Source organism: Pseudarthrobacter sp. CC12 (assembly GCF_039907755.1).
Lineage (GTDB): Bacteria > Actinomycetota > Actinomycetes > Actinomycetales > Micrococcaceae > Arthrobacter > Arthrobacter niigatensis.
In genome coordinates this window covers 1-1,143 of record NZ_JARDJH010000088.1, presented here as the reverse complement: position 1 = coordinate 1,143, position 1,143 = coordinate 1, and the positions used below count along the sequence as shown (strand labels likewise).

Sequence of the window (1,143 nt, the reverse complement as noted above, 5' to 3'; positions counted from 1 at the left end):
TCCTTGCAGTCCCGGCCTTCCTCGAGCATCCGGGTAACGGCGGCGAGCTGGCCCTGGGCGCGCTTGAGGCGGTTGATCACGGGCGTGAGTTCGGTTGGGTTCAGTTCCATAAGAGGGGTCTCCATCGATAAGGGGCTTGCCGCCAACTATATACCCCCACGGGTGTTTTGACTACCCCCGGGGGTATCTGTAATACTCGGTGAGGTATCCACCCGCCCCCTTCCGAGAGGCCACTTATGACTTCCCCTTCCACGGCGCCCGCTGTTACCGCACTCGCCCCTGAAACCCTCCAGTCCTGGTTCAAAGAGCACCAGGACCTCGTGGTGATTGATGTGCGGTCCGCCGCTGAATTCGAATCCATGCACATCCGCGGTTCCTACAATGTGCCTCTGCCGCTGCTGTCCGAGCACACCGATGAACTCGCCGCCCGGCTTGGCTCGCGCGTGGTCCTGGTCTGCCAGTCCGGCGTCCGCGCCGAGCAGGCTCGCCAGCGCCTTGCCAAGGCCGGAATCGACACCGCCTACGTACTGACTGGCGGCGCACCCGGCTTCGCTGCCGCCGGCGGCGACGTGGTCAAGGGCAAGGACCGCTGGGACCTTGAGCGGCAGGTCCGCCTTGTGGCCGGCTCTCTGGTGGTCCTGGGCCTGGCCGGGGGCAAGTTCGTCTCCCCCAAGATCCGGACGCTTGCCGGAGTCATCGGCACGGGCCTGACGTTCTCCGCGGCGACCAACACCTGCGCCATGGGCAAGGCCATCTCGGCCATGCCGTGGAACAAGGCTGCCCAGGAACCCACCCGTGAAAGCGCCATCCTGCAGCTTCCCGTGCAGCAGGCTGAAGAGGGCGCTGCGGCATGATCCCGGCCCTGGGACTGGGGCTCGTCGTCGGCGTCGTCCTGGGCGTTGTGGGCGGCGGCGGGTCCATCATCGCCGTTCCGGCCCTGGTGTACGGCGTGGGCATGAGCCCCGCCCAGGCCATTCCCACCTCGCTGCTGGTGGTGGGAATCTCCTCGCTGGCCGCCCTGCTTCCCCGGATCCGGGAAGGCTTGAACTGGCCCGTGATCGCGCTGGTCGGGGCCGCCGGTATCCCGGCGGCCTGGGGCGGCGCGGCAGTGGGCAAGCTGCTGGATCCGAACATCCTGATGCT

General features: G+C 67.2%; 3 protein-coding genes. 2 read left to right on the top strand and 1 reads right to left on the bottom strand.

Going from position 1 to position 1,143, the window contains the following annotated elements; translation table 11 throughout:
* The coding region (locus PV772_RS22960; protein WP_347887698.1) for a metal-sensing transcriptional repressor at window positions 1–110 on the bottom strand (110 nt) is incomplete at its 3' end.
* Between the two features lie 126 nt (window positions 111–236).
* On the opposite strand from PV772_RS22960, the gene PV772_RS22955 reads away from it, so the two are divergent.
* Window positions 237–854 carry a rhodanese-like domain-containing protein gene (locus PV772_RS22955; RefSeq protein WP_347887697.1) on the top strand — a complete coding sequence of 206 codons (618 nt, stop codon included), beginning with the start codon at window positions 237–239 and terminating at the stop codon, window positions 852–854.
* Window positions 851–1,143, top strand: a 293-nt coding sequence (locus PV772_RS22950; RefSeq protein ID WP_347887696.1) for a TSUP family transporter, incomplete at its 3' end; no start/stop codon positions are given. The genes PV772_RS22955 and PV772_RS22950, both read left to right, overlap by 4 nt.